The 23,616-nt window shown below is 40.6% G+C and carries 26 protein-coding genes and 1 pseudogene; 23 read left to right on the top strand and 4 right to left on the bottom strand.

The window, feature by feature from the left end:
- Nucleotides 1-290: 290 nt before the first annotated feature.
- From RQ973_RS05515 to rpmG, 4 genes are all read left to right on the top strand, one after another.
- Nucleotides 291-1,298: an SPFH domain-containing protein gene (locus RQ973_RS05515; RefSeq protein WP_311523075.1), complete on the top strand. Its 1,008-nt coding sequence runs from the start codon at nt 291-293 to the stop codon at nt 1,296-1,298.
- Nucleotides 1,299-1,300: 2 nt separating this feature from the next.
- Entirely contained in the window at nt 1,301-1,501 is a 201-nt protein-coding gene (locus RQ973_RS05510) for a PTS ascorbate transporter subunit IIC (RefSeq protein ID WP_075229745.1), read from the top strand.
- 147 nt (nt 1,502-1,648) lie between these two features.
- The gene (gene rpmF / locus RQ973_RS05505; RefSeq protein WP_000290417.1) at nt 1,649-1,831 is read left to right on the top strand and encodes a 50S ribosomal protein L32; all 183 of its coding nucleotides are present in this window, start codon (nt 1,649-1,651) and stop codon (nt 1,829-1,831) included.
- A 15-nt stretch (nt 1,832-1,846) separates the two neighbouring features.
- Nucleotides 1,847-1,996, top strand: coding sequence for a 50S ribosomal protein L33 (gene rpmG / locus RQ973_RS05500; RefSeq protein ID WP_001265622.1), 150 nt, complete (start codon nt 1,847-1,849; stop codon nt 1,994-1,996).
- A 135-nt stretch (nt 1,997-2,131) separates the two neighbouring features.
- On the opposite strand, the gene RQ973_RS05495 is transcribed toward rpmG, so the two are convergent.
- Nucleotides 2,132-2,260, bottom strand: coding sequence for a FanG protein (locus RQ973_RS05495; RefSeq protein WP_311523074.1), 129 nt, complete (start codon nt 2,258-2,260; stop codon nt 2,132-2,134).
- A gap of 28 nt (nt 2,261-2,288) precedes the next feature.
- On the opposite strand from RQ973_RS05495, the gene RQ973_RS05490 reads away from it, so the two are divergent.
- From RQ973_RS05490 to RQ973_RS05475, 4 genes and pseudogenes are all read left to right on the top strand, one after another.
- Nucleotides 2,289-2,903, top strand: coding sequence for a CadD family cadmium resistance transporter (locus RQ973_RS05490; protein WP_075232269.1), 615 nt, complete (start codon nt 2,289-2,291; stop codon nt 2,901-2,903).
- A gap of 11 nt (nt 2,904-2,914) precedes the next feature.
- Nucleotides 2,915-3,252, top strand: a pseudogene (gene cadX, locus RQ973_RS05485) (Cd(II)/Zn(II)-sensing metalloregulatory transcriptional regulator CadX).
- A 507-nt stretch (nt 3,253-3,759) separates the two neighbouring features.
- Nucleotides 3,760-3,894, top strand: coding sequence for a 50S ribosomal protein L34 (rpmH, locus tag RQ973_RS05480; RefSeq protein WP_000831905.1), 135 nt, complete (start codon nt 3,760-3,762; stop codon nt 3,892-3,894).
- Nucleotides 3,895-4,027: 133 nt separating this feature from the next.
- Nucleotides 4,028-5,992, top strand: a complete 1,965-nt coding sequence (locus RQ973_RS05475; RefSeq protein WP_311523071.1) for a peptide ABC transporter substrate-binding protein — start codon at nt 4,028-4,030, stop codon at nt 5,990-5,992.
- Between the two features lie 293 nt (nt 5,993-6,285).
- Here the strand turns inward: RQ973_RS05475 and RQ973_RS05470 are convergent, their stop codons facing one another.
- Entirely contained in the window at nt 6,286-8,130 is a 1,845-nt protein-coding gene (locus RQ973_RS05470) for an APC family permease (protein WP_075232266.1), read from the bottom strand.
- Between the two features lie 154 nt (nt 8,131-8,284).
- Here RQ973_RS05470 and RQ973_RS05465 point away from each other — a divergent pair, with 154 nt between their 5' ends.
- The 12 genes from RQ973_RS05465 to pflA all read left to right on the top strand — a co-directional run bounded on the left by RQ973_RS05465 (nt 8,285) and on the right by pflA (nt 19,626).
- Nucleotides 8,285-9,061, top strand: a complete 777-nt coding sequence (locus tag RQ973_RS05465; protein ID WP_311523070.1) for a TatD family hydrolase — start codon at nt 8,285-8,287, stop codon at nt 9,059-9,061.
- Nucleotides 9,058-9,621, top strand: coding sequence for a ribonuclease M5 (rnmV, locus tag RQ973_RS05460; RefSeq protein WP_075232259.1), 564 nt, complete (start codon nt 9,058-9,060; stop codon nt 9,619-9,621). Before RQ973_RS05465 ends, rnmV begins: the two co-directional genes overlap by 4 nt.
- Nucleotides 9,622-9,753: 132 nt before the next feature.
- Nucleotides 9,754-11,181, top strand: a complete 1,428-nt coding sequence (locus RQ973_RS05455) for an SseB family protein (protein WP_311523069.1) — start codon at nt 9,754-9,756, stop codon at nt 11,179-11,181.
- Between the two features lie 30 nt (nt 11,182-11,211).
- Nucleotides 11,212-12,084: a 16S rRNA (adenine(1518)-N(6)/adenine(1519)-N(6))-dimethyltransferase RsmA gene (rsmA, locus tag RQ973_RS05450; RefSeq protein WP_075232258.1), complete on the top strand. Its 873-nt coding sequence runs from the start codon at nt 11,212-11,214 to the stop codon at nt 12,082-12,084.
- A gap of 1 nt (nt 12,085) precedes the next feature.
- Nucleotides 12,086-12,964: a ribosome small subunit-dependent GTPase A gene (gene rsgA / locus RQ973_RS05445; RefSeq protein ID WP_075232271.1), complete on the top strand. Its 879-nt coding sequence runs from the start codon at nt 12,086-12,088 to the stop codon at nt 12,962-12,964.
- A gap of 10 nt (nt 12,965-12,974) precedes the next feature.
- A complete protein-coding gene (gene rpe / locus RQ973_RS05440; protein ID WP_075232257.1) occupies nt 12,975-13,631 on the top strand; it encodes a ribulose-phosphate 3-epimerase in 657 nt (218 codons plus the stop codon).
- Nucleotides 13,594-14,256 carry a thiamine diphosphokinase gene (locus RQ973_RS05435; protein ID WP_075232256.1) on the top strand — a complete coding sequence of 221 codons (663 nt, stop codon included), beginning with the start codon at nt 13,594-13,596 and terminating at the stop codon, nt 14,254-14,256. The genes rpe and RQ973_RS05435 overlap by 38 nt, the downstream gene beginning before the upstream one ends.
- A gap of 1 nt (nt 14,257) precedes the next feature.
- Nucleotides 14,258-15,514 (top strand): DNA recombination protein RmuC, encoded by a 1,257-nt coding sequence (gene rmuC / locus RQ973_RS05430; protein ID WP_075232255.1) that lies wholly within the window; start codon nt 14,258-14,260, stop codon nt 15,512-15,514.
- Complete coding sequence (locus RQ973_RS05425) at nt 15,504-16,445, top strand: 3'-5' exoribonuclease YhaM family protein (protein WP_075232254.1); 942 nt, start codon at nt 15,504-15,506, stop codon at nt 16,443-16,445. Before rmuC ends, RQ973_RS05425 begins: the two co-directional genes overlap by 11 nt.
- Before the next feature lie 102 nt (nt 16,446-16,547).
- Nucleotides 16,548-17,372, top strand: a complete 825-nt coding sequence (purR, locus tag RQ973_RS05420) for a pur operon repressor (protein WP_049528290.1) — start codon at nt 16,548-16,550, stop codon at nt 17,370-17,372.
- Nucleotides 17,373-17,444: 72 nt separating this feature from the next.
- The gene (locus tag RQ973_RS05415; RefSeq protein ID WP_311523066.1) at nt 17,445-18,698 is read left to right on the top strand and encodes a diaminopimelate decarboxylase; all 1,254 of its coding nucleotides are present in this window, start codon (nt 17,445-17,447) and stop codon (nt 18,696-18,698) included.
- A 133-nt stretch (nt 18,699-18,831) separates the two neighbouring features.
- A complete protein-coding gene (pflA, locus tag RQ973_RS05410; RefSeq protein ID WP_001287990.1) occupies nt 18,832-19,626 on the top strand; it encodes a pyruvate formate-lyase-activating protein in 795 nt (264 codons plus the stop codon).
- 83 nt (nt 19,627-19,709) lie between these two features.
- On the opposite strand, the gene yidC is transcribed toward pflA, so the two are convergent.
- Nucleotides 19,710-20,636: a membrane protein insertase YidC gene (gene yidC, locus RQ973_RS05405; protein ID WP_311523065.1), complete on the bottom strand. Its 927-nt coding sequence runs from the start codon at nt 20,634-20,636 to the stop codon at nt 19,710-19,712.
- A gap of 77 nt (nt 20,637-20,713) precedes the next feature.
- Nucleotides 20,714-20,992, bottom strand: a complete 279-nt coding sequence (locus RQ973_RS05400) for an acylphosphatase (RefSeq protein ID WP_311523064.1) — start codon at nt 20,990-20,992, stop codon at nt 20,714-20,716.
- A 33-nt stretch (nt 20,993-21,025) separates the two neighbouring features.
- Here RQ973_RS05400 and RQ973_RS05395 point away from each other — a divergent pair, with 33 nt between their 5' ends.
- The 3 genes from RQ973_RS05395 to asnA all read left to right on the top strand — a co-directional run bounded on the left by RQ973_RS05395 (nt 21,026) and on the right by asnA (nt 23,592).
- Nucleotides 21,026-21,766, top strand: a complete 741-nt coding sequence (locus RQ973_RS05395; RefSeq protein ID WP_311523063.1) for an RNA methyltransferase — start codon at nt 21,026-21,028, stop codon at nt 21,764-21,766.
- A gap of 53 nt (nt 21,767-21,819) precedes the next feature.
- The gene (locus tag RQ973_RS05390) at nt 21,820-22,503 is read left to right on the top strand and encodes a Bax inhibitor-1/YccA family protein (RefSeq protein WP_281335222.1); all 684 of its coding nucleotides are present in this window, start codon (nt 21,820-21,822) and stop codon (nt 22,501-22,503) included.
- A 96-nt stretch (nt 22,504-22,599) separates the two neighbouring features.
- A complete protein-coding gene (gene asnA / locus RQ973_RS05385) occupies nt 22,600-23,592 on the top strand; it encodes an aspartate--ammonia ligase (RefSeq protein WP_281335223.1) in 993 nt (330 codons plus the stop codon).
- Nucleotides 23,593-23,616 lie beyond the last annotated feature (24 nt).

The raw sequence follows: 23,616 nt of genomic DNA, 5'->3' as shown, positions 1-23,616 counted from the left end.
CAAAGTCCTTATCTGTCATACCAGTCGCACGAAGCATGGCACGGTTTGGTGATTTAACCATGCTGTCATAAATGCTACTGCGGTGACGTTTATCTAATTCTGTCATTAAGTTCCCTCCCATTTCAGTTTTTACCATTATAGCACATTTTAAAAACAATGAACAGAAGAAAATTCTTGAATTTTCAGACAATTCAAACCATTGAAATCTTCTTAAAAAAGATTGCATATTTTTGTTGACATTTAAAATTAAAGTGATATCATTTAGATATCAAACACAGGAGGTCATTCTGATGACTGAAAAACTAATCAATTCAAAACCAAATGGTGTAGTAGCATTGATTCTCATTGAGTTGGCACTCGTACTTGGTGTTTTTATATTTGTAATGGGTGCTGGTTCAGAAAACATTTTTGGAATTATTATCGGACTTTTATTAAGCTTAATTGCAGGTCTAGCTCATGCTGGTTTAAAAGTTGTCAAACCTCAGGAAGCTCTGGTTTTAACCCTCTTTGGTAACTATACTGGGACCATCAAAGAACCTGGTTTTTACTTTGTAAATCCTTTTAGCATAGCGGTCAACCCTGCAAATCACACTCGACTTGGTCAAAGTGGTGACGTTAGCACGAAATCCCCTTTTTCAGGGATGAAATCATCAAATGGCAATGATGTAAACCTTGAAATTGGCAAGAAACAGATTTCTCTCAAAGTTATGACCTTGAGTAATTCTCGCCAAAAAATTAACGATTGCTTAGGGAACCCTGTAGAAATCGGAATTGCCGTTACTTGGCGTGTAGTCGATACGGCAAAAGCAGTCTTCAACGTTGACAACTACAAAGAATATCTTTCATTGCAGTGTGATAGCGCCCTTCGTAATATTGTCCGCATCTATCCTTACGATGTGTCTCCGAATGTGGATACTACAGGTGATGGGCAAGCAGATGAAGGCAGCCTCCGTGGTTCTAGTGAGATTGTAGCTAGTCGCATTCGTGAAGAAATCCAAAGTCGCGTAGAGGATGCTGGCTTGGAAATTCTTGAGGCACGTATTACTTACCTAGCTTATGCACCGGAAATTGCAGCTGTCATGCTTCAACGTCAACAAGCATCAGCCATTATCGATGCACGTAAGATGATTGTTGATGGCGCTGTAGGAATGGTTGAAATGGCACTAGAACGTCTCAATGAAGGAGAATTAGTAGAACTTGACGAAGAACGAAAAGCAGCGATGGTTTCAAATCTCCTAGTCGTTCTCTGTGGCAATCATGATGCACAACCAATTGTCAATACAGGAAGCCTTTATTAAAAATGGCAGAAGCTAAAAAGAAGCAGATTCCCCTTCGACTTTCGGCAAAGTTATATGCTGCACTCGCATCATGGGCAGAAGATGACTTTCGATCAGTCAACGGGCAAATTGAATATCTTCTTACAGAATGTGTCAAGCAACGGAAGAAAGACGGGAAATACGTCTCAGAAACCATTGATGAACCCTTCGAAATTGATATTTAGTCTATTTTCCTATCCAGAATAGTGGATAGGAAAATTTTTTTATCTTTTTTTGTCAAGTAACTTTACTTTACAAAAAAGTTTTGATATACTATTAAAGTTGATGAAAATCAAACCTAACTGAATTATATCTTAAAAGGAGAAATCAAAATGGCAGTACCTGCACGTCGCACTTCAAAAGCGAAGAAAAACAAACGTCGTACACACTACAAAGTAACAGCTCCATCTGTAAACTTTGACGAAACTACTGGAGATTACTCACGTTCTCACCGTGTATCACTTAAAGGATACTACAAAGGACGTAAGATCGCTAAAGCTGCATCAGCTGAATAATAGAAGGGAGATACCATGCGCGTAAATATTACACTTGAACACAAAGAATCTGGTGAACGCTTGTACCTTACTTCTAAAAACAAACGTAACACTCCAGACCGTCTTCAATTGAAGAAATACTCACCAAAACTTCGCAAACACGTTGTGTTTACAGAAGTGAAGTAAGCATTCAATACGAATCAATACATAAGAAAAACGCTGATTTAAAGCGTTTTTTCTTTTTGCCAAATGCGATATGTTGCACTGTATTTCAATTCAAACTCTACCTTTTTCACTACCTTTTTTAGATAAATATATCATTTAGATATTGAAATTAAGCCCTGCTATCATTTCGATGGCAGAGCTTTTTAATGTTTGGTACACTACCTTCTTATCTATATTTTGATGGGGCTGAAGTTGACATCTACAAAGTTTAATGTTAGAATACATTCAAAAATATATTTGAATGAGGTGTTTTATGATTCAAAATGTTGTTACTTCAATAATCCTGTATTCTGGGACAGCCGTAGACTTACTTATTATCCTAATGTTATTTTTTGCCAAAAGAAAAAGCAGAAAAGACATCATTAACATCTATTTAGGACAATTTCTAGGCTCTGTTAGTCTAATATTGCTAAGTTTACTTTTTGCATTTGTCTTAAATTATATTCCTAGTAAAGAGATTTTAGGTTTGCTCGGTTTGATTCCAATTTTCCTAGGCTTCAAAGTTTTGCTTTTAGGAGATTCTGATGGAGAAGCTATTGCAAAAGATGGTTTGCGCAAAGATAATAAAAACCTAATTTTTCTAGTCGCTATGATTACTTTTGCAAGTTGTGGTGCTGACAATATTGGTGTTTTTGTCCCATATTTTATTACCTTAAATTTAGCGAATTTGATAGTGGCTTTACTTACCTTTCTAGTCATGATTTATCTCTTGGTTTTTTCTGCCCAAAAATTGGCACAAGTCCCTTCTGTTGGAGAAACTTTGGAAAAATATAGCAGATGGTTTATTGCCGTTGTTTATTTAGGATTGGGGATGTATATCCTGATTGAAAACAACAGCTTTGACATGCTATGGACTATGTTAGGCTAGGAGAAAATATTATGAAAAAAGATAGTATCTGCCAAGTGAATATTATAAATCAACAAAATGTTACAACCGCAATGAACTACCTTGAAAAGGAAAAAGTCCAAAAATCACTTCGCATTTTAACAAAGTTTACCGATAATAAACAGATAAATATCATCTTTTATCTCCTTGCTGTTGAAGAACTCTGTGTCTGTGATATAGCCTGTTTACTAGATCTCAGTATGGCATCTGCCTCCCACCATCTTCGTAAACTAGCCAATCAAAACATCTTGGATACTAGAAGAGAGGGGAAAATTATATATTATTTTATAAAAGATGAGGAAATCAGAGATTTTTTAATCAACTAGGATAACAACTATTTTTACGTCTAGAGCGTTTTTGTGTTGTTTAAGAAGAATAGATAGAGGTTTTAGATAACTACACATATTAGTTTTTTTTAAAATGATATTTAATCGATGATAACTAGAAAGGATTATTGCTAAATATCTTGTTTATTGCCAATTAAAAGACGGTAGAATCGTCATCCTACGGTGTTGTTGCTTTTTAAATGCAAGAAGTGACAGAAGGAAAATATAGAAAGCACCTTTTACATTTAATAGGCAGGCGGAAGGTTTCAAGAGGAAAAACTTGGAACTTTGAGTGTACCAATTGGGTAAATTACTAGTACATTAGATATTTTATAGATTTCGAAAGTAAATTGGAAGGATTTTCAAATTATCCCCTCAGCAAAAAAGCTGGAAACATTTGTCAGAGCTATTGACAAATGCAAAAGAATCAGATAGAATAGTAAAGTATGTTTAGTAACTGATCACTTTATAGCCGGCTAAACGAATACAAAATCTATGAGGAGGTATTCATCGTGAAACGTACTTATCAACCAAGTAAACTACGTCGTGCGCGTAAACACGGATTCCGTAACCGTATGTCAACTAAAAACGGTCGTCGCGTATTGGCAGCTCGTCGTCGTAAAGGACGCAAAGTTTTGGCTGCATAATCCAAACGAATTCAACAATGAAGTCAGTAGGAACTCGAGTCTACTGGCTTTTGTTTTGCCCTAAAATAATAGTTTGTATAAGCTTTCTATTTTTTCTATAATATTTCATATACTATATAAATGGAGAATATTTATGAAAAAATCAAAAGCTCTCTTACTAGGGGTTGGAATTTTGAGTGCTAGCTTCTTGATGGTAGCTTGTAGCTCGACACAGTCAAATGCATCTGATAAAACCTACTCTTATGTATTTGCTAGCAATCCAGATACATTAGACTACATTACTTCGACACGTGGCTCGACATCCAGCATTACGACAAACTTGATTGATGGTTTGTTGGAAAATGATAAGTATGGCAATTTGGTTCCTTCCATGGCTGAATCATGGACAGTATCAAAAGATGGTTTGACCTATACCTATAAAATCCGTAAAGGTGTCAAGTGGTATACCTCTGAAGGGGAAGAATATGCAGAGGTAACAGCTCATGACTTTGTGACAGGCCTCAAGTATGCGGCGGATAAAAAGGCAGAAAACTTGTTCTTGGTGCAAGACTCTATCAAAGGTTTGGCGGACTATGTTGAGGGTCAATCATCAGACTTTGAGGCTGTCGGTATCAAGGCAGTCGATGACTATACTCTCCAATATACCTTGAACAAGCCTGAGTCCTACTGGAATTCTAAGACAACAGGTGGAATTTTGAGTCCAGTCAATGAAGCCTTTTTGAAATCTAAGGGAGATGAATTTGGAAGTGTAACTCCATCTAGTATCCTGTCAAATGGGGCATACTTGTTCAAATCATTCACATCAAAATCTTTGATTGAGTTTGAAAAGAATCCTAATTATTGGGACAAGGACAATGTGAAGATTGAGAAAGTAAAACTTTCCTTCTATGATGGCTCAGACCAAGATAGTTTGGCTAGAGGATTCTTGGAAGGCAACTATACAGACGGGCGTATCTTCCCAACAAGCTCTGTGTTTGATCAGTTGAAAAAAGGGAATGAAGATAAGATTACCTATACCCCTCAAAATGCTATAACCTTCTACTACCTTTTCAATGTCAATCGTCAAAGCTACAAGCAAACCATGAAACAGACGGACAAAGAAAAGACGGATTCTCGTCTAGCAATGCAAAACAAAGACTTCCGTCAGGCTATTAACTTTGCCTTTGACCGTCATGCCTATGCTGCCCAGACAAATGGAGAAGATGGAGCTGACCGAATCCTTCGAAACACAGTCACACCAAGTAACTTTGTTCAAATCGGTGGCAAAAACTTTGGAGATGCTGTCAATGAAAAGATGGTCAACTATGGTACAGAGTGGTCTAATATCAATCTGAACGATGCTCAAGCTGCTTTCTTGGACCCTGAAAAAGCTAAGGCTGAATTTGCCAAGGCTAAAGAAAGTTTGCAGGCAGAAGGGGTGACCTTCCCTATCCACTTGGATATGTTGGTAGACCAAACTGCTAAGTTGGATGTTCAGCAGGCAAGCTCCTTCAAGCAGACCGTTGAAGCAACGCTTGGTTCAGATAATGTGGTTATTGATATCATTCAATTGTCACCAGATGAGAAAGACAATGCTACCTTCTTTGCGGATACCGCCGATCAAAAGGATTATGACATCGATATCTCAGGTTGGAGTGGAGATTTCTCAGATCCGAAGACCTATCTTGACCTTTTGGATCCAGACTCAGGTTCTCAGTTGAAAAATCTTGGCTTGACTCCAGGGAAAGACAATGATATCAAGGAAAAACTCGGTCTAGCTACCTACAAGAAATTGTTGGATGCGGCAGATAGTGAGAATGAAAATACGCAAACACGTTATGAAAAATTTGCCGAAGTTCAAGCTTGGTTGACAGATAGTGCTCTCTTCCTACCAGTTCAAAGTGGAGGAGCAAATCCTATCTTCCGCAAGACTGTACCGTTTACAGGGGCCTTCTCATTTGTAGGACACAAGGGAGATGCGGACAACTACAAATATGTTGAATTGCAAAAGGAAGCAGTGACTGCTAAACAGTACCAGGAACTTTATGAAAAATGGCAAAAAGAAAAAGCGGAGTCAAATAAAAAAGCCCAAGAAGATTTAGCTAACCACGTTCAATAGAAGAAGGTTATCAATAAAATTTTAATACTCTTCGAAAATCTCTTCAAACTGCGTCAACGTCGCCTTGCCGTAGGTATGTTACTGACTTCGTCAGTTTCATCTGCAACCTCAAAACAGTGTTTTGAGCTGACTTCATCAGTTTCATCTACAACCTCAAAGCAGTGCTTTGAGCAGCCTGCGGCTAGTTTCCTAGTTTGCTCTTTGATTTTCATTGAGTATAAGTCTAATTTTAGGGACTAGATTCAGAAAAAAGGCCTTACCAGGAGCTTGTTGGTTCTGGTAAGGCCTTTTCTTTATTCTTTCAAATGATATGAATAGCTGGCAACGACGACATCTTCGTGCCATCTGAGAGCATATTTTAATTTGAGGCTCATTTGATTGTGTAGGATATTTTGCCAAGGTTTGTTAGGGATAAATTGGGGTACTAGAACTGTAACTGTGTAGTTCTTTTTCTTGGCTTCTTGAGAGATTTTTCGAACATAGCGAACTGTAGGTGTGATGATATCGCGATAGCTAGTATTAATATTCTTTAAGGTAATATTTGGGAAATAGTCGGCAAATTCGTGGAGAATTTCTTGGTCTTTTTCTTCAGTTTCCTTGGTGGAAATGTGCATCGCCAAAACCTCATCTCCAATACTTTGAGCATAGTTAATCGCTCCAACGCTGACTCGAGTAACATTTCCTACTAAGACAAGGACGACATTGCCATCGTAGGCTTTCTTTTGAATTCCTTCATAAAGTCGAAGTTGTTTGGCCACTTTTTGGTAATGACTGTGGATGGACAAAAAGAGGAAGGTTAAGACTAGGATAATTGGGAAGAAGGGCCAGATATCTCCAAGTCTGAAGAAGAGTAAGATAAGAACGATGGCATAACAAATGATGGCACCTAGGATATTTGCAAAGGCAGATTTTAAGAAATGAGAGCCTTTTTCTTTTTTCCAGTGGCGAATCATCCCTGTTTGAGAAAGTGCGAAAGGTACGAAAACTCCAATAGTATAAAGAGGAATCAAGCGTTCTGTATTTCCGTTGAAAATGAGCAGAAGGATCATAGCGCCAAAGGCTAAGGTCAAAATACCGTTTGAATAACCCAGGCGGTCTCCCTTTTCCATAAAGAGATGGGGCATGTATTTGTTCTTAGCCATATTGTATGCCAACATCGGGAAGGCAGAAAAACCAGTATTTGCAGCTACGGCTAGGATTAGGGCAGTTGAGAATTGGAAGAGATAATAAACAATCTGACCGAGAGCTGAATCCCCTAAAATTCCTTTAGCCATTTGTGAGAGGATTGTTTCTCCGTGTTGAGGTGTAATCCCCATCCAGTAGTTTAGGAAGGTAATTCCTGCAAAGAGAAAACCAAGAATCAGAGACATGATGGTCAGTGTTTGAGCTGCATTCTTCTCTTTGGGAGTTTTGAAAAATGGAACGGCATTTGAGATAGCTTCAACCCCTGTTAGTGAAGCTGAACCGCTGGTGAAGGCTCTTAAAATCAGGACGATTGAGAGACTTGGGACAGTTTGACCAATTGCAGAAGTTGCATGATAGCTGAGAGAACCTGTCAATAGTTGGAAGATACCAAACAATAAGAGGAAGACCGTGCTAAAGATAAAGAGATAGACAGGGATCATCAGAGAACTGGCAGATTCCTTCAAGCCACGCAGATTCAAAAGCATGAGCAAACATACTAGAAAAATGGAGATATGGAGATTGTAGGGATGGAGTGCAGGAAGTGCTGCTGTGATCGCATCAGCTCCTGCGGCCACGGATACGGCTACTGTTAGCATATAGTCAACAAGCAAGCTTCCACCGGCAATCAAACCGAGCTCAGGAGAAAGATTTTCTCGTGTTACCATGTAGGCACCCCCACCTTGAGGGTAGGCGTGAATGATTTGTCGGTAAGAAATGGTTAGACTAGCAAGTAGCAAGAGGACAAAAATGCCGATAGGGAGACTCCACCAAATAGCAAGCGGAGATAGACTAGCCAAGACAAGAACGACCTGCTCAGGTCCATAAGCAATAGAAGATAGGGCATCACTTGAAAGCATTGCAAGTGCCTGTGTTTTTCCAAGTAGTCCTCCCTCGCCTTCAGTCAAGGACTTAAGAGGACGACCAATAAAGGTATATTTTAATTTTGTAAACATTTTCTTTCCTTTTCCGAAAATTTCAACAAGAGCTATTATACTGCTATGAAAATAAGCAGTCAAGAAAAAATGAATGATTTCAAAATATTTTTTCCTATAAGAATGAGACTAGTTTTTTGGTATAATAGAAGGTAGAAAAAACGAGGGAATATAAATGATTTTTGATACACATACCCACTTGAATGTGGAAGAATTTTCAGGAAGAGAAGCAGAAGAAATAGCCTTAGCAGCTGAAATGGGTGTGACTCGGATGAATATTGTTGGTTTTGACAAACCGACTATTGAGCGTGCCTTGGAATTGGTGGAAGAATATGACCAACTTTATGCGACGATTGGTTGGCATCCAACAGAAGCAGGGACCTATACAAGGGAAGTTGAGAATTACTTACTGGAAAAACTAAAACATCCTAAAGTTGTTGCCCTGGGTGAGATTGGTTTGGACTATCACTGGATGACAGCCCCTAAAGAAGTGCAGGAACAAGTTTTCCGCCGTCAGATTCAGCTATCTAAGGAACTGGACTTGCCTTTTGTGGTTCATACTCGTGATGCGCTAGAAGATACCTATGAGATTATCAAAAGTGAGGGAGTCGGTCCACGTGGTGGTATTATGCACTCTTTCTCAGGTTCACTGGAGTGGGCTGAGAAGTTTGTGGATCTGGGTATGACTATTTCCTTTTCTGGAGTGGTGACCTTTAAAAAAGCGACAGACATTCAAGAGGCGGCCAAAGACTTGCCTTTGGATAAGATTTTGGTAGAGACAGATGCGCCTTACTTGGCACCCGTTCCCAAGCGTGGTCGCGAAAACAAGACAGCTTACACGCGCTATGTAGTGGACTTTATTGCAGATTTGCGTGGCGTGTCGACAGAAGAATTAGCTGCTGCGACAAGTGCAAATGCAGAACGAATTTTTGGACTGGGAAGTAAATTATGAAAAAGAAAATTTCCCAAGTCATCGTAGTCGAAGGGCGTGATGATACGGCCAATCTTAAACGTTATTTTGATGTGGAGACCTATGAGACTCGTGGCTCTGCTATCAATGAGCAAGATCTTGAACGAATCCAACGTCTACACCAACGTCATGGGGTGATTGTCTTTACAGATCCTGACTTTAATGGGGAACGCATTCGCCGGATGATTATGACGGCTGTTCCAACAGTTCAACACGCCTTTCTCAAACGTGATGAGGCAGTGCCGAAGTCCAAGACCAAAGGACGTTCCCTAGGAATCGAACATGCCAGTTATGAAGATCTGAAAACAGCGCTGGAACAAGTCACAGAGCAATTTGAAGCAGAAAGCGACTTTGACATTAGCCGTAGTGACTTGATTCGTCTTGGTTTTCTAGCAGGCGCAGATAGCCGAAAACGCAGAGAATATCTAGGAGAGAGTCTACGTATTGGTTATTCCAATGGGAAACAACTTCTCAAGCGTTTAGAATTATTTGGCATCAGTTTAGCTGAAGTTGAAGATGCCATGAAATCTTATGAGGATTGAGAAACTCCCCCAAAATGTAGGGGGAATATGATACAATAGAAGTAAGCATATACGGTTTAATCAGGCTTGATAGCAAGCATTAGAAAAGTGCTCCACGGGATTAGCCTTGTGTGGAGTTAATGAGGAAAAGTTATGGGAATCTTTGATTTTTTAAAAAAGACGGAAACTGCAGAGGCAACTGAAATAAGTGAAGCACAGAAAGAAAGAGAAGAATCTAAAAACAATGCATGTATTGGAGTTCTAGATTTGTTCCCGATGAAGGAAACGAATCAATTATTGATTGTTGGAAGTCTAGAAGGTAGTCTCAAGGTTGGAGATCAGTTGCAGTTTTGCAATCCCGACCAAGGAATGGAAAGTCTTGGTACTGTAGAGGTTAAAAAACTCAGCAGTCAGAATAAGGATGCAGATAGTCTAACTGATGAAGTTCTTGCCCATCTAGTGGTTGATAGGATTCCTTCTTTGGATAAACTGAAAAAAGGAAGTGTGCTCTTTAGTTCAGGTATTGAGGAAGAGCAAAAATTATCTAGCTATTCAGATGCTCTTTATCGTGCTTTTGTAGCCATTCAAGAAGGTCAATTGACTAATGAAGACTATTTGGCAGCTAGTCTTGATGATAGCGTAGAGATTTTACGTCTCTTTTTATGGAAATGCCGTCAAAATCAGGAAACTGAAAGCGAAGAAAGCTACCAATCCAACACTCGCAAGTTAGAACGTCTAGCGGAAATCGTTAAGGATAAGCTCTTAGAAGCAGATGCAGTTTATGCAGTTTATTCAGAAAAAACAGGCGAACCTTACCTCTTTTCAACTACTTATGATAGAGGTGAGGAAGGTTATCTGTGTACTGATCCCATGATTATGCTTTTGACACCATCTTGGTATCGCCAATTTCAGGAAACCATTGACAGCCGACCAAACTCAGTTGTAAAACTGATTGAAAATACGGAAGATAAAAAAGGGATTGAGAATTTCCTTGGGACAGCCTTTTACTTAAATGGTGCCTTGGGAGCAATCTTTAATTCCAAGGAAGTTAGTATCAGTGCCTCAGCCTTGGTTCAAAAACCAGATTTTTCTGATTTGCCAGAAATACAAGTGCCTGTCATGAATCCTGACCTGGTAAGATGGATGCTCCTGATGGGACAGATGGATCAACCGACTACAGAAGAGCAAGAAATAGTTTATGGGCTTTACTACAAGTTCTTCTCTATGGCTATGCCTAAAGCAAAATTCTTGCTTCCATTAGATGCAGCATCAGGATTCCCAGAGGATAATTCAGAAGGGAATTCCTTTGTTTTGGAAAAAGACGCTAACTTTAATATTCCCGTTAGAGAGGGAAAAGATGGACGAAATTCAATTCCAGTATTTACTGATTGGAAACGTCTGAGAATGGTCTTTGATGAAAAGTGGAATGGCATGATTGAAGAAGCTGGAGGCATGATTGAAGGCTTTGACTATGCCATAAACCCAACAGAATACTATGAAGCAGGTGCTTATGTTAGTCTAACAGCTTTTAAAGACATGCAAAAGCTTAGTGAAGAACAAGAAGGAAGAACTCAAGATTAGAAAGTTCTTTAATATTAGAAAAGAGAATAAATGAGAATTGCAGATTATAGCGTGACCAAGGCAGTACTGGAGCGTCACGGTTTCACCTTTAAAAAATCCTTCGGGCAAAATTTCTTGACCGATACCAATATCCTCCAAAAAATTGTGGATACGGCTGAAGTTGATGACCAGGTCAATGTTATTGAAATTGGTCCAGGAATTGGTGCCTTGACGGAATTTTTGGCTGAGCGTGCTGCAGAAGTTATGGCCTTTGAGATTGACCACCGTTTGGTGCCAATCCTAGCAGATACCCTGCGTGATTTTGACAATGTGACCGTAGTTAACGAAGATATTCTAAAGGTTGACTTGGTCCAGCATATCCAAAATTTTAAAAATCCTGACTTACCAATTAAGGTAGTAGCTAACTTGCCTTACTATATCACAACTCCTATTCTCATGCACTTGATTGAAAGTGGCATTCCTTTTAGTGAGTTTGTGGTGATGATGCAAAAAGAAGTGGCAGATCGTATTTCTGCTCAACCAAATACCAAGGCATACGGAAGTTTATCGATTGCAGTTCAGTATTACATGACAGCTAAGGTTGCCTTTATCGTGCCTCGTACAGTCTTTGTCCCAGCGCCAAATGTGGACTCAGCTATCCTGAAAATGGTACGCCGTCCAGAACCGGCGGTTGCGGTCGAAGATGAGAACTTCTTCTTTAAGGTTTCCAAGGCTAGTTTCACTCATCGTCGCAAGACCTTGTGGAACAACTTGACTGGTTACTTTGGGAAAACTGAGGAAATCAAGGATAAGCTGACCAAGGCTTTGGACCAGGCAGGCTTGTCACCAAGTATACGTGGTGAAGCTCTTGGCTTAGAAGAATTTGCTAGTCTAGCAGATGCGCTTAAAGGACAAGGACTCTAAGATGCAGGGACAAATCATTAAAGCCTTGGCTGGCTTCTACTATGTGGAGAGTGAGGACCAGGTTTATCAAACACGCGCTCGTGGGAATTTTCGAAAAAAAGGCCATACGCCCTATGTTGGAGATTGGGTAGATTTTTCTGCGGAGGAAAATTCCGAGGGTTATATCCTCAAGATTCACGAACGAAAAAATAGTCTGGTTCGTCCACCCATTGTCAATATTGACCAAGCCGTTGTCATTATGTCCGTTAAAGAACCTGACTTTAATAGCAACTTGCTGGATCGCTTCTTGGTTCTTTTAGAGCACAAGGGCATTCATCCCATCGTCTATATTTCCAAAATGGATTTGTTGGAAGATAGAGGAGAACTGGATTTTTATGAACAGACTTATGGTGATATCGGCTACGACTTTGTGACCAGTAAAGAGGGACTCCTTCCTTTGTTAACAGGCAAGGTTACAGTCTTTATGGGGCAAACAGGTGTTGGGAAGTCAACCCTTCTTAATAAAATTGCACCTGACCTCAATCTCGAAACAGGAGAAATCTCAGACAGTCTGGGTCGTGGTCGCCATACTACTCGAGCTGTTAGTTTTTACAATCTCAATGGTGGGAAAATCGCAGACACGCCAGGATTTTCATCGCTGGATTATGAAGTGACAACAGCAGAAGACCTTAATCAGGCCTTTCCAGAAATTGCTTCTGTTAGCCGAGACTGCAAGTTCCGTACTTGTACTCATACCCATGAGCCATCTTGCGCAGTCAAACCAGCAGTAGAAGAGGGGATTATTGCTACCTTCCGTTTTGACAACTATTTGCAATTCCTCAGTGAGATTGAAAATCGTAGAGAAACCTATAAAAAAGTCAGCAAAAAAATACCAAAATAAGGAGAAACCTATGTCTCAATACAAGATTGCTCCGTCAATTCTGGCAGCAGATTATGCCAACTTTGAACGTGAAATTAAACGCCTAGAAGAAACTGGGGCAGAATATGCCCATATCGATATCATGGATGGTCACTTTGTGCCACAAATCAGCTTTGGTGCAGGTGTGGTCGAAAGCCTTCGCCCCCATAGCAAGATGGTTTTTGATTGCCACTTGATGGTCTCTAATCCTGAACACCATCTAGAAGATTTTGTGCGTGCAGGGGCGGATATCATCAGCATTCACGTAGAGGCAACACCTCATATCCATGGCGCTCTTCAAAAGATTCGTTCTCTCGGTGTTAAACCTTCGGTTGTTATCAATCCTGGAACACCTGTTGAGGTTATCAAGCACGTGCTTCACTTAGTTGATCAAGTCTTGGTCATGACGGTTAACCCTGGATTTGGTGGACAAGCCTTTTTGCCAGAAACCATGGATAAGATTCGTGAGTTGGTGACCCTTCGCGAGGAAAAAGATTTGAACTTTGAAATTGAAGTCGATGGCGGGATTGATGATAAAACGATTGCTCAAGCCAAGGAAGCTGGTGCAACAGTTTTTGTAGCAGGATCTTATGTCTTTAAGGGAGATGTCAATGAACGAGTGCAAGCTCTCCGAAAACAACTGGACTAAAGTTGCAGTTTTTGCTGGTGGAGACTGTGGACATTATAGGATAGATTTTGATTGCTTTGTCGGTGTGGACCGTGGCTCACTCTGGGTACTGGAGGAAGAACTTCCTCTTACTATAGCCGTTGGGGATTTTGATTCTGTGACTGTAGAAGAACGTCAGTTGATTCAAAAGCGTGCTCATCACTTTGTCCAAGCCCAGCCAGAAAAAGATGATACGGATCTGGAATTAGCACTTTTAACGGTTTTTGAAAAGGATCCTCAAGCTCGAGTGACCATTTTTGGTGCCCTAGGTGGTCGCATCGACCATATGCTGGCCAATGTCTTTCTGCCTAGCAATCCTAAATTGGCGCCCTATATGCGTCAAATAGAGATTGAGGATGGGCAAAATTTGATTAGCTATTGCCCAGAAGGGACCAGTCAGCTAGAACCACGTTCGGACTATGATTATTTGGCCTTTATGCCTGTGAGGGATAGTCGTTTGACAATACTCGGTGCCAAGTATGAACTGACAGAGGAGAATTTTTTCTTTAAGAAAGTTTACGCTTCTAACGAATATATAGATAGGGAAGTGTCAGTGACTTGCCCAGATGGCTATGTGGTTGTCTTGCATAGCAAGGACAGGAGGTAGGATGGAGATTGTATTACTACTGTTATTAATTGCTAACCTAGCCGGGCTTTTTCTGATTTGGCAAAGGCAGGACAAGCAGGAGCAATATTTGACCAAGAGTTTAGAAGATCAGGCAGATAATCTCTCAGACCAGCTGGATTATCGCTTTGAACAAGCTCGACAAGCTAGTCAGATTGATCAAAAAAATCTTGAAGTGGCTGTCAGTGATCGCTTGCAGGAAGTGCGTATCGAATTGCATCAGGGTCTGACTCAGGTTCGGCAGGAAATGAATGAGAACCTCCTCCAAACCAGAGATAAGACCGACCAACGTCTCCAAGCCTTGCAGGAATCAAATGAGCAACGCTTGGAACAGATGCGCCAAACAGTCGAGGAAAAGTTAGAAAAGACCTTGCAAACTCGCTTGCAAGCATCCTTCGAGACGGTTTCTAAACAACTGGAATCTGTCAATCGAGGTCTGGGTGAAATGCAGACGGTTGCGCGAGATGTCGGTGCGCTTAATAAAGTCCTTTCTGGAACCAAGACCCGAGGAATTCTAGGTGAATTACAACTGGGGCAGATTATTGAAGACATCATGACACCTGCCCAGTATGAACGAGAATTTGCAACGGTTGAAAACTCTAGTGAACGTGTGGAATACGCCATCAAGTTACCTGGGCAAGGTGACCAGGAATATGTTTATCTACCGATTGATTCTAAGTTTCCCCTGGCGGATTATTACCGTCTGGAAGAAGCCTATGCAGCAGGTGATAAGGATGAAATCGAACGCTGCCGTAAGTCTCTCTTAGCAAGTGTCAAGCGTTTTGCCAAGGATATCAAGAGTAAGTACCTGGCGCCACCTCGGACAACTAATTTTGGAGTCTTATTTGTTCCGACAGAAGGTCTCTATTCGGAAATCGTTCGCAATCCGATTTTCTTTGATGATTTGAGACGGGAGGAACAGATTATTGTTGCAGGTCCAAGTACCTTGTCGGCTCTTCTTAACTCCTTATCAGTTGGCTTCAAGACTCTCAATATCCAAAAGAGTGCTGACCATATCAGTAAAACCCTAGCTAGTGTCAAAACAGAATTTGGCAAGTTTGGAGGTATTCTGGTCAAGGCACAAAAACATCTCCAACATGCCTCTGGCAATATTGATGATTTATTAAACCGTCGTACTACAGCTATCGAGCGAACGCTTCGTCACATTGAGTTATCAGAAGGTGAGCCTGCGCTTGATTTGCTACAATTCCAAGAAGATGAGGAAGAATATGAAGATTAGTCACATGAAGAAAGATGAGCTTTTTGAAGGCTTTTACCTGATCAAGTCAGCTGACCTGAGACAGACACGTGCTGGGAAAAACTACCTAGCCTTCACCTTCCAAGATGATAGTGGAGAAATCGAAGGGAAGCTCTGGGATGCTCAACCCCACAATGTTGAAACCTTTACAGCAGGGAAAGTAGTCCATATGCAAGGTCGTCGTGAAGTGTACAACAATACGCCTCAGGTTAATCAAATCACCCTTCGCTTACCACAACCTGGCGAACCAAATGACCCAGCTGACTTCAAGGTTAAATCTCCAGTAGATGCCAAAGAGATTCGTGAGTATATGGCGCAGATGATTTTTAAAATTGAAAATCCAATTTGGCAGCGAATTGTTCGGAATCTCTACACCAAGTATGACAAGGAATTCTACTCTTATCCAGCTGCTAAGACCAACCATCATGCTTTTGAAACAGGTCTTGCTTATCATACTGCCACTATGGTTCGTTTGGCAGAAGCAATTGCAGATATTTATCCTCAGCTCAATAAGAGCTTGCTCTATGCGGGAATTATGTTGCACGACCTTGCCAAGGTTATTGAGTTGACAGGTCCTGACCAGACAGAGTACACAGTAAGAGGAAACCTTATCGGTCATATCGCTCTGATTGATAGCGAAATTACCAAAGCGGTAATGGAACTTGGCATTGATGATACCAGAGAAGAGGTTGTACTTCTTCGCCATGTCATTCTCAGTCATCATGGTCTCCTTGAGTATGGTAGTCCAGTTCGTCCTCGAGTGATGGAAGCAGAAATTATTCATATGATTGATAATTTGGATGCCAGCATGATGATGATGACAACAGCTCTGGCCCTTGTTGATAAGGGAGAAATGACCAATAAAGTATTTGCTATGGACAATCGTTCCTTCTACAAGCCGAAATTAGACTAGAAACTAAAAAAATGAACTTTATTTAGGCAATAAAGTTCGTTTTTTTGCTTTAGTGTGATATAATGAGAAAAAGACTAAATAAAAAAGAATGGTAAAAATATAATGAAATTAAGAAGAAGTGATCGGATGGTTGTCATTTCCAATTACTTGATTAACAATCCATACAAATTAACCAGTCTCAACACCTTTGCAGAAAAGTATGAATCTGCCAAATCGTCTATTTCTGAAGATATCGTCATCATTAAGCGTGCTTTCGAAGAAATTGAAATCGGTCATATTCAAACGGTGACAGGTGCTGGTGGTGGTGTTATTTTTACACCATCGATCTCTACCCTTGAGTCTAAAACGATTATCGAAGAGCTTCGTGATAAACTTTCAGAGAGTGACCGTATTCTTCCAGGTGGCTACATTTATTTATCTGACCTATTGAGCACTCCAGCTATTTTGAAAAACATCGGTCGCATTATTGCTAAGAGCTTTATGGATCAGAAGATTGATGCCGTTATGACGGTAGCGACCAAAGGTGTTCCGCTTGCGAATGCGGTAGCAAATGTCCTCAATGTACCATTTGTCATTGTCCGTCGCGACTTGAAAATCACTGAAGGTTCAACTGTTAGTGTCAACTATGTTTCAGGTTCTAGTGACCGTATCGAAAAGATGTTCCTTTCAAAACGTAGCCTCAAAGCAGGAAGTCGTGTCTTAATCGTCGATGACTTCTTGAAGGGTGGAGGAACCATTAACGGGATGATTAGCCTCTTGTCTGAGTTTGATTCAGAGTTGGCAGGTGTAGCTGTCTTTGCTGATAATGCACAGGAAGACCGTGAACAACAGTTCGATTACAAGTCACTCTTGAGAGTCACGAACATTGATGTGAAGAACCAACAAATTGCTGTCGAAGTTGGAAATATCTTCGATACAGAAAAATAAGAATTGACTTGAAATACAAAGGTTGGAACTTTCGTCCCAGCCTTTCTTTGATAATGAATATGAAGGAGTCCTATGAAAACACCATTTATTAAACGTGAAGCCTTAGAAAAGATTGTTGGGGAGTTTCCAACCCCTTTTCACCTCTACGATGAAAAAGGGATTCGTGAGAAAGCAAGCGCAGTAAACAAAGCCTTTTCTTGGAATAAGGGCTTTAAAGAATACTTCGCAGTTAAGGCAACGCCAACTCCAGCTATTTTGAAAATCTTACAAGAAGAAGGATGTGGAGTGGATTGTTCTAGTTATGTAGAACTCTTGATGAGTCACAAGCTTGGGTTTACAGGGGCGGATATGATGTTTTCATCTAATAACACCCCAGATAGAGAGTATGCTTATGCGCGAGAATTAGGTGCGACGATTAATTTAGATGCTTTTGAAGATATCGAGCATTTGGAACGTGCAGCAGGCATCCCAGAAATCATCTCTTGCCGTTACAATCCTGGTGGCGTATTTGAACTGGGTACGGACATTATGGATAATCCTGGTGAAGCTAAGTTCGGGATGACTAAGGAACAGCTTTTTGAAGCCTTTGCCATCTTGAAAGAAAAGGGAGCTAAAACCTTTGGAATTCATTCCTTTCTAGCTTCCAATACAGTGACCCATCTCTACTATCCAGAATTAGCACGTCAGCTTTTTGAGTTAGCAGTAGAAATCAAGGAAAAGTTAGGTATTTCACTGGACTTTATCAACCTTTCTGGTGGTATCGGGGTCGACTATCGTCCAGATCAAGAGCCTAATGACATCGCTTTGATTGGTGAGGGAGTTCGTCAGGTTTATGAAGAAGTTCTTACACCAGCAGGTCTTGGTCAAGTTAAAATTTTTACAGAACTAGGACGCTTTATGTTGGCACCTCATGGAATTTTGGTCACAACAGTTACTCATAAAAAGAAAACCTACCGTACATATCTAGGAGTAGATGCGTCAGCTGTTAACCTGATGAGACCGGCTATGTATGGTGCCTATCACCACATCACCAATATGATGCATCCTGACGGTCAGACTGAAGTGGTTGATGTTGTTGGTTCTCTTTGTGAAAACAACGACAAATTTGCAGTTAATCGTGAACTACCTCAAACAGAAATTGGTGATTTGTTAGTTATTCATGATACAGGTGCGCATGGCTTCTCTATGGGCTACCAGTACAATGCCAAGCTTCGTTCGGCAGAAATTCTCTATACAGAGGACGGTGGAGCACGCTTGATCCGCCGAGCAGAGCGACCAGAGGATTATTTTGCGACTCTCTATGGGTTTGATTTTGACAAGGATTAATAAAAATTTTGAAAATCATGAAAGTTGAAAGTGAAAAACAGATTGTTTTCTAAAAAATAGGCAAAATCTGTGGTTTTTCTTTTCAGTCATGGTATAATAAAGACTATAAAACGTTTTCAAGGAAGGTAACGATATGTCTGAGGAAATAATTGACTATGGACAAGTGACAGGAATGGTGCATTCGACAGAGAGTTTTGGGGCGGTAGATGGCCCTGGAATTCGTTTTATTGTCTTTTTGCAAGGCTGTCAGATGCGTTGCCAATACTGCCATAACCCTGATACTTGGGCTATGGAAACCAATAAATCTCGTGTACGAACAGTAGATGATGTTCTAGAAGAAGCGCTTCGTTATCGTGGTTTCTGGGGAGACAAGGGAGGTATCACAGTCAGCGGAGGAGAAGCCCTCTTGCAGATTGATTTCTTGATTGCTCTCTTTACCAAGGCAAAAGAAAAAGGTATCCACTGTACCTTGGATACTTGTGCCCTTCCATTCCGTAACAAACCACGCTATCTAGAAAAGTTCAACAAGTTAATGGCCGTGACAGACTTGGTTCTCCTTGATATCAAGGAAATCAACGAAGCACAACACAAGATTGTAACCAGTCAAACTAATAAAAACATCTTGGCTTGTGCTCAGTACTTGTCAGAAATCGGTAAACCTGTTTGGATTCGTCACGTTCTTGTACCTGGATTGACAGACCGCGATGAAGATTTGATTGAACTTGGTAAGTTTGTAAAAACTCTCAAAAATGTTGATAAGTTTGAAATCTTGCCTTACCACACCATGGGTGAGTTCAAGTGGCGTGAGCTTGGGATTCCGTATTCACTTGAAGGAGTTAAACCTCCAACAGCAGATCGCGTCAAGAATGCTAAGGAATTAATGGACACAGAAAGCTATCAAGACTATATGAAACGTGTACATGGATAAAATGAAAGAAGAGGTCGGGATTTTTTCTCGGCCTCTTTTTGACTATAGAAAAGGCTCAGCATTTAAGCTAAGCCTTTTATTTTTTATCTAGAATGTTGTTTTCCAGCATTGCGTTTTTTGTTTTTCTTCTTGTTAGAAGTTGTGATAGCTGTTGCTGGTTCAGGGGTTACATCTTTACGAGTGCTTGAAGTTTTGCTTGCTTTTGGTGGGTTCTTAGCAAATTCTTCGCGTACTTTTTTACGAAGTTTTGGACGAACGATGTAGTTGATGATAAATTGTTGAAGAATCATCATGAAACCACCGACAACCCAGTAAAGTGTAACGCTGGCTGGTGAGAAGACAGAGAACACGACAATCATGAGAGGGCTCATATAGAGCATCTTCTTGATTTGTTCTCTTTGAGTTTCATCCTCAACTCCATGTAAAGAAAGGAGTGCTTGAAGATAGTAAAGGATACCAGCAAAGGCAACCAAAATCATACTAGGTGAGCCTAGAGGAATTCCTAGGTAGCTTGCTTGGGCAACTCCTTCAGTATGTTGGGCAGCAAAGTAGATAGCAGAGAAGAAAGGCATTTGAATGAGGATAGGGAAACATCCTACGCCGCCAAACATGCTGATGCCGTGCTCTTTTTGAGCAGCAAAGAGAGCTTGTTGAGCTTCTAGTTTTTCTTCTTGAGTTGTTGCTTCTTTCAGGCGAGTCTGATGTGGTTCAAGGACGTGCTTGAGAGCATTCATCTTCTCAGAGTGAAGCGTTGCCTTCCATGATTGGTAGATACCAAGTGGGAGGATAATCAAGCGAACGATAATGGTTACGATGATGATCCCAACACCGAAACCGAGACCTTGATCATTAGCGAAGTATTTGATAGCTTCTCCCATTGGAGCACCCAAGAAATCCCAAACGGGACCAGTTGGGAGTCCTGTTGATTTATCAACCTGGACACAACCCGTTAAGACTAATAGCATAGCCACTCCCATGACTGAGAGAGCGATTCGTTTAATTGATTTCACTGTTTTTATTCCTTCTTTAAAAATTATACCTTTCTATTCTACTGTTTTTTTGGAAAATATACAATAGTTCTAGAGACCTAATTTGCGACTTTGAAGTCTGAATAAGATGGAAAGTTACTCAATTGAACATCAAGATAGGTTACTTTAGAGAATGGGGTAGGGCCTTTTCGGATCTCTTGGATAAACTTGGCCATAATGGCTGAAGATTCTGCTTGGGCAAGGATTTCAACGGTTCCGTCATCGTTATTCCAGACACGACCCGTAATGCCACCTAGTTCTAGAGCGAGACTATAGACTCCCCAGCGGAAGCCCACTCCTTGGACGCGACCTTGGGCGATCATTTTAACCTTTTGCATACCAAACCTCCTTGATTGTGTTATAATATTTCTATGACTATTATAACCTCTAAAGCCAATTCTGTGGTAAAAAATGCCAAGAAATTACATCAAAAAAAATATCGCAAATCTTCTTATTTAATTGAGGGATGGCATCTGTTTGAAGAAGCTATTCAGGCAGGTGCAAAGATTGAGAAAATTTTTGCTCTCGCAGAGTATGGTGAAAAATTAGTAGACTATCCTCAGGCTGTCCTTGTGACAGAAGAAATCTTGCTTGATTTAGCAGATTCTCAAACGCCTCAAGGCATTGTTGCCATTGTTCAAAAGGAAGAGGAGCAGTTACCAGATTTGAGCCAAGGAAAGTATCTCTTTTTAGAAGATGTGCAGGATCCTGGAAATGTGGGGACCATGATTCGGACGGCAGATGCAGCAGGTTTTTCTGGAGTCATCGTTTCCAGCAAGTCAGCAGATATCTATAGTCTAAAAACGCTTCGCTCCATGCAAGGCAGTCATTTCCATTTGCCGATTTATCGTATGTCTGTCGAAGGGTTTGTGGAACAAGCTAAAAAGAGCGGTTTACCAATTCTGGCAACCACCTTATCACAAAACTCTAAAGATTATCGTGAATTGGCTCGGTTAGAAGATTTTGCCTTAGTCATGGGAAATGAGGGTCAAGGCATTAGTCCTTTCATGACAGACCAGGCAGACCAATTGGTCCACATCAGCATGAAAGGGCAGGCAGAAAGCCTCAATGTCGCCATTGCTGCAGGTATACTCATGTTTTATTTGAGTTAAATGATTTGATTTTTGTTATAATCAGTAAAAAGATTTCATAAGGAGAAAAAGATATGAATCAAACAATTATTCAAGAACGTTCAGGTTTGAATCAATTTTATGCAAAAGTTTATGCTTTTGTAGGAATTGGGATCGCCTTATCTGCACTTGTTTCAGCCTTGATGTTAACAACCTTCCAAGACCTTCTTGTTCAGTTGATGCTTAATGCCCGCATATGGCTAATCGTGACAGGAGTAGTTGAAGTTGCTCTTGTAATTGCAGCCAGTAATATGGCTTATAAAAATAGCCCAGCAGCTCTTCCGATGTTTCTCATCTATTCAGTAGTGAACGGTTTTTCACTGAGTTTCATCGTGTCGCTCTATCTACCAGGAACGGTTCTAACGGCTTTCATTTCCAGCGCTGCCCTTTTCTTTGTCATGGCAATTGTCGGAGTTGTGATTAAAAAGGACTTGAGTGGTATCGGGCGTGCTTTGATTGCAGCCTTGGTAGGTTTCATTTTAGCTATGATTGTCAATGTATTTTTAAACAGTGGTCTCTTTGACTACATTATCAGTATAGTCATGGTTCTTGTTTTTGCAGGTTTGATTGCTTGGGATAACCAAAAGATTCGCTATGTTTATGAAGAATCAAATGGTCAAGTCGCTACAGGTTGGGCAATTTCTTTGGCGCTTAGCCTCTACCTTGACTTTATCAACCTTTTTCTTAGCTTCTTGCGTATCTTTGGAAGTGACGATTAATACTTTTAGAGCTCAAATGAGCTCTTTTTTAAATTTTTACTTTTATTTTTACTAGCAAAAGGGTATAATCATCTTATTATTCAAAAGGAGAGATGTATGAAGAAAAGTTTTATCCATCAACAGGAAGAAATTTCCTTTGTAAAAAATACCTTTACCCAGTATTTGAAAGATAAGTTAGAAGTTGTAGAAGTGCAGGGTCCAATCTTGAGTAAAGTTGGGGACGGGATGCAGGATAACCTTTCAGGGATTGAACATCCAGTTTCTGTTAAGGTTTTGCAAATTCCAGATGAATCTTATGAGGTGGTACATTCGCTTGCTAAGTGGAAGCGCCATACCTTGGCCCGTTTTGGTTTTGGCGAGGGTGAAGGCCTCTTTGTTCACATGAAGGCCCTTCGTCCAGACGAAGATTCACTAGATGCGACTCACTCAGTCTATGTAGACCAGTGGGACTGGGAAAAAGTTATTCCAAACGGACAGCGCAATCTTGCCTATCTTAAAGAAACGGTAGAAAAGATTTATAAGGCGATTCGTTTGACAGAGTTAGCAGTAGAAGCACGCTATGATATTGAGTCAATTTTGCCTAAGCAAATTACCTTTATCCATACAGAAGAGTTGGTAGAACGCTACCCAGACTTGACACCAAAAGAACGTGAAAATGCTATCTGTAAGGAGTTCGGTGCGGTCTTCCTAATTGGTATCGGTGGAGAATTGTCAGATGGAAAACCTCATGATGGACGTGCACCAGACTATGATGACTGGACAACTGAATCTGAAAATGGCTATCATGGCTTGAATGGGGACATCCTTGTTTGGAATGATAATTTGGGTGCAGCCTTTGAATTGTCTTCAATGGGCATTCGTGTCGATGAAGACACCCTCCGTCGCCAAGTAGCTATCACAGGAGACGAAGACCGCCTTTCTTTGGAGTGGCACAAAGCTCTCTTAAACGGCCTCTTCCCATTGACAATTGGTGGAGGAATTGGCCAATCTCGTATGGCTATGTTCCTGCTTCGTAAGAAGCACATCGGTGAAGTCCAAACCAGTGTTTGGCCACAAGAAGTGAGAGACACCTACGAAAATATTCTTTAATCAATCGAGCCGTAAGGTTCGATT

It is taken from the genome of uncultured Streptococcus sp., assembly GCF_963511325.1.
In the GTDB taxonomy this organism is placed as follows: Bacteria; Bacillota; Bacilli; order Lactobacillales; family Streptococcaceae; genus Streptococcus.
The sequence above is the reverse complement of the archived record's forward strand: the minus strand, read 5'-3'. Positions and strand labels throughout refer to the sequence as shown.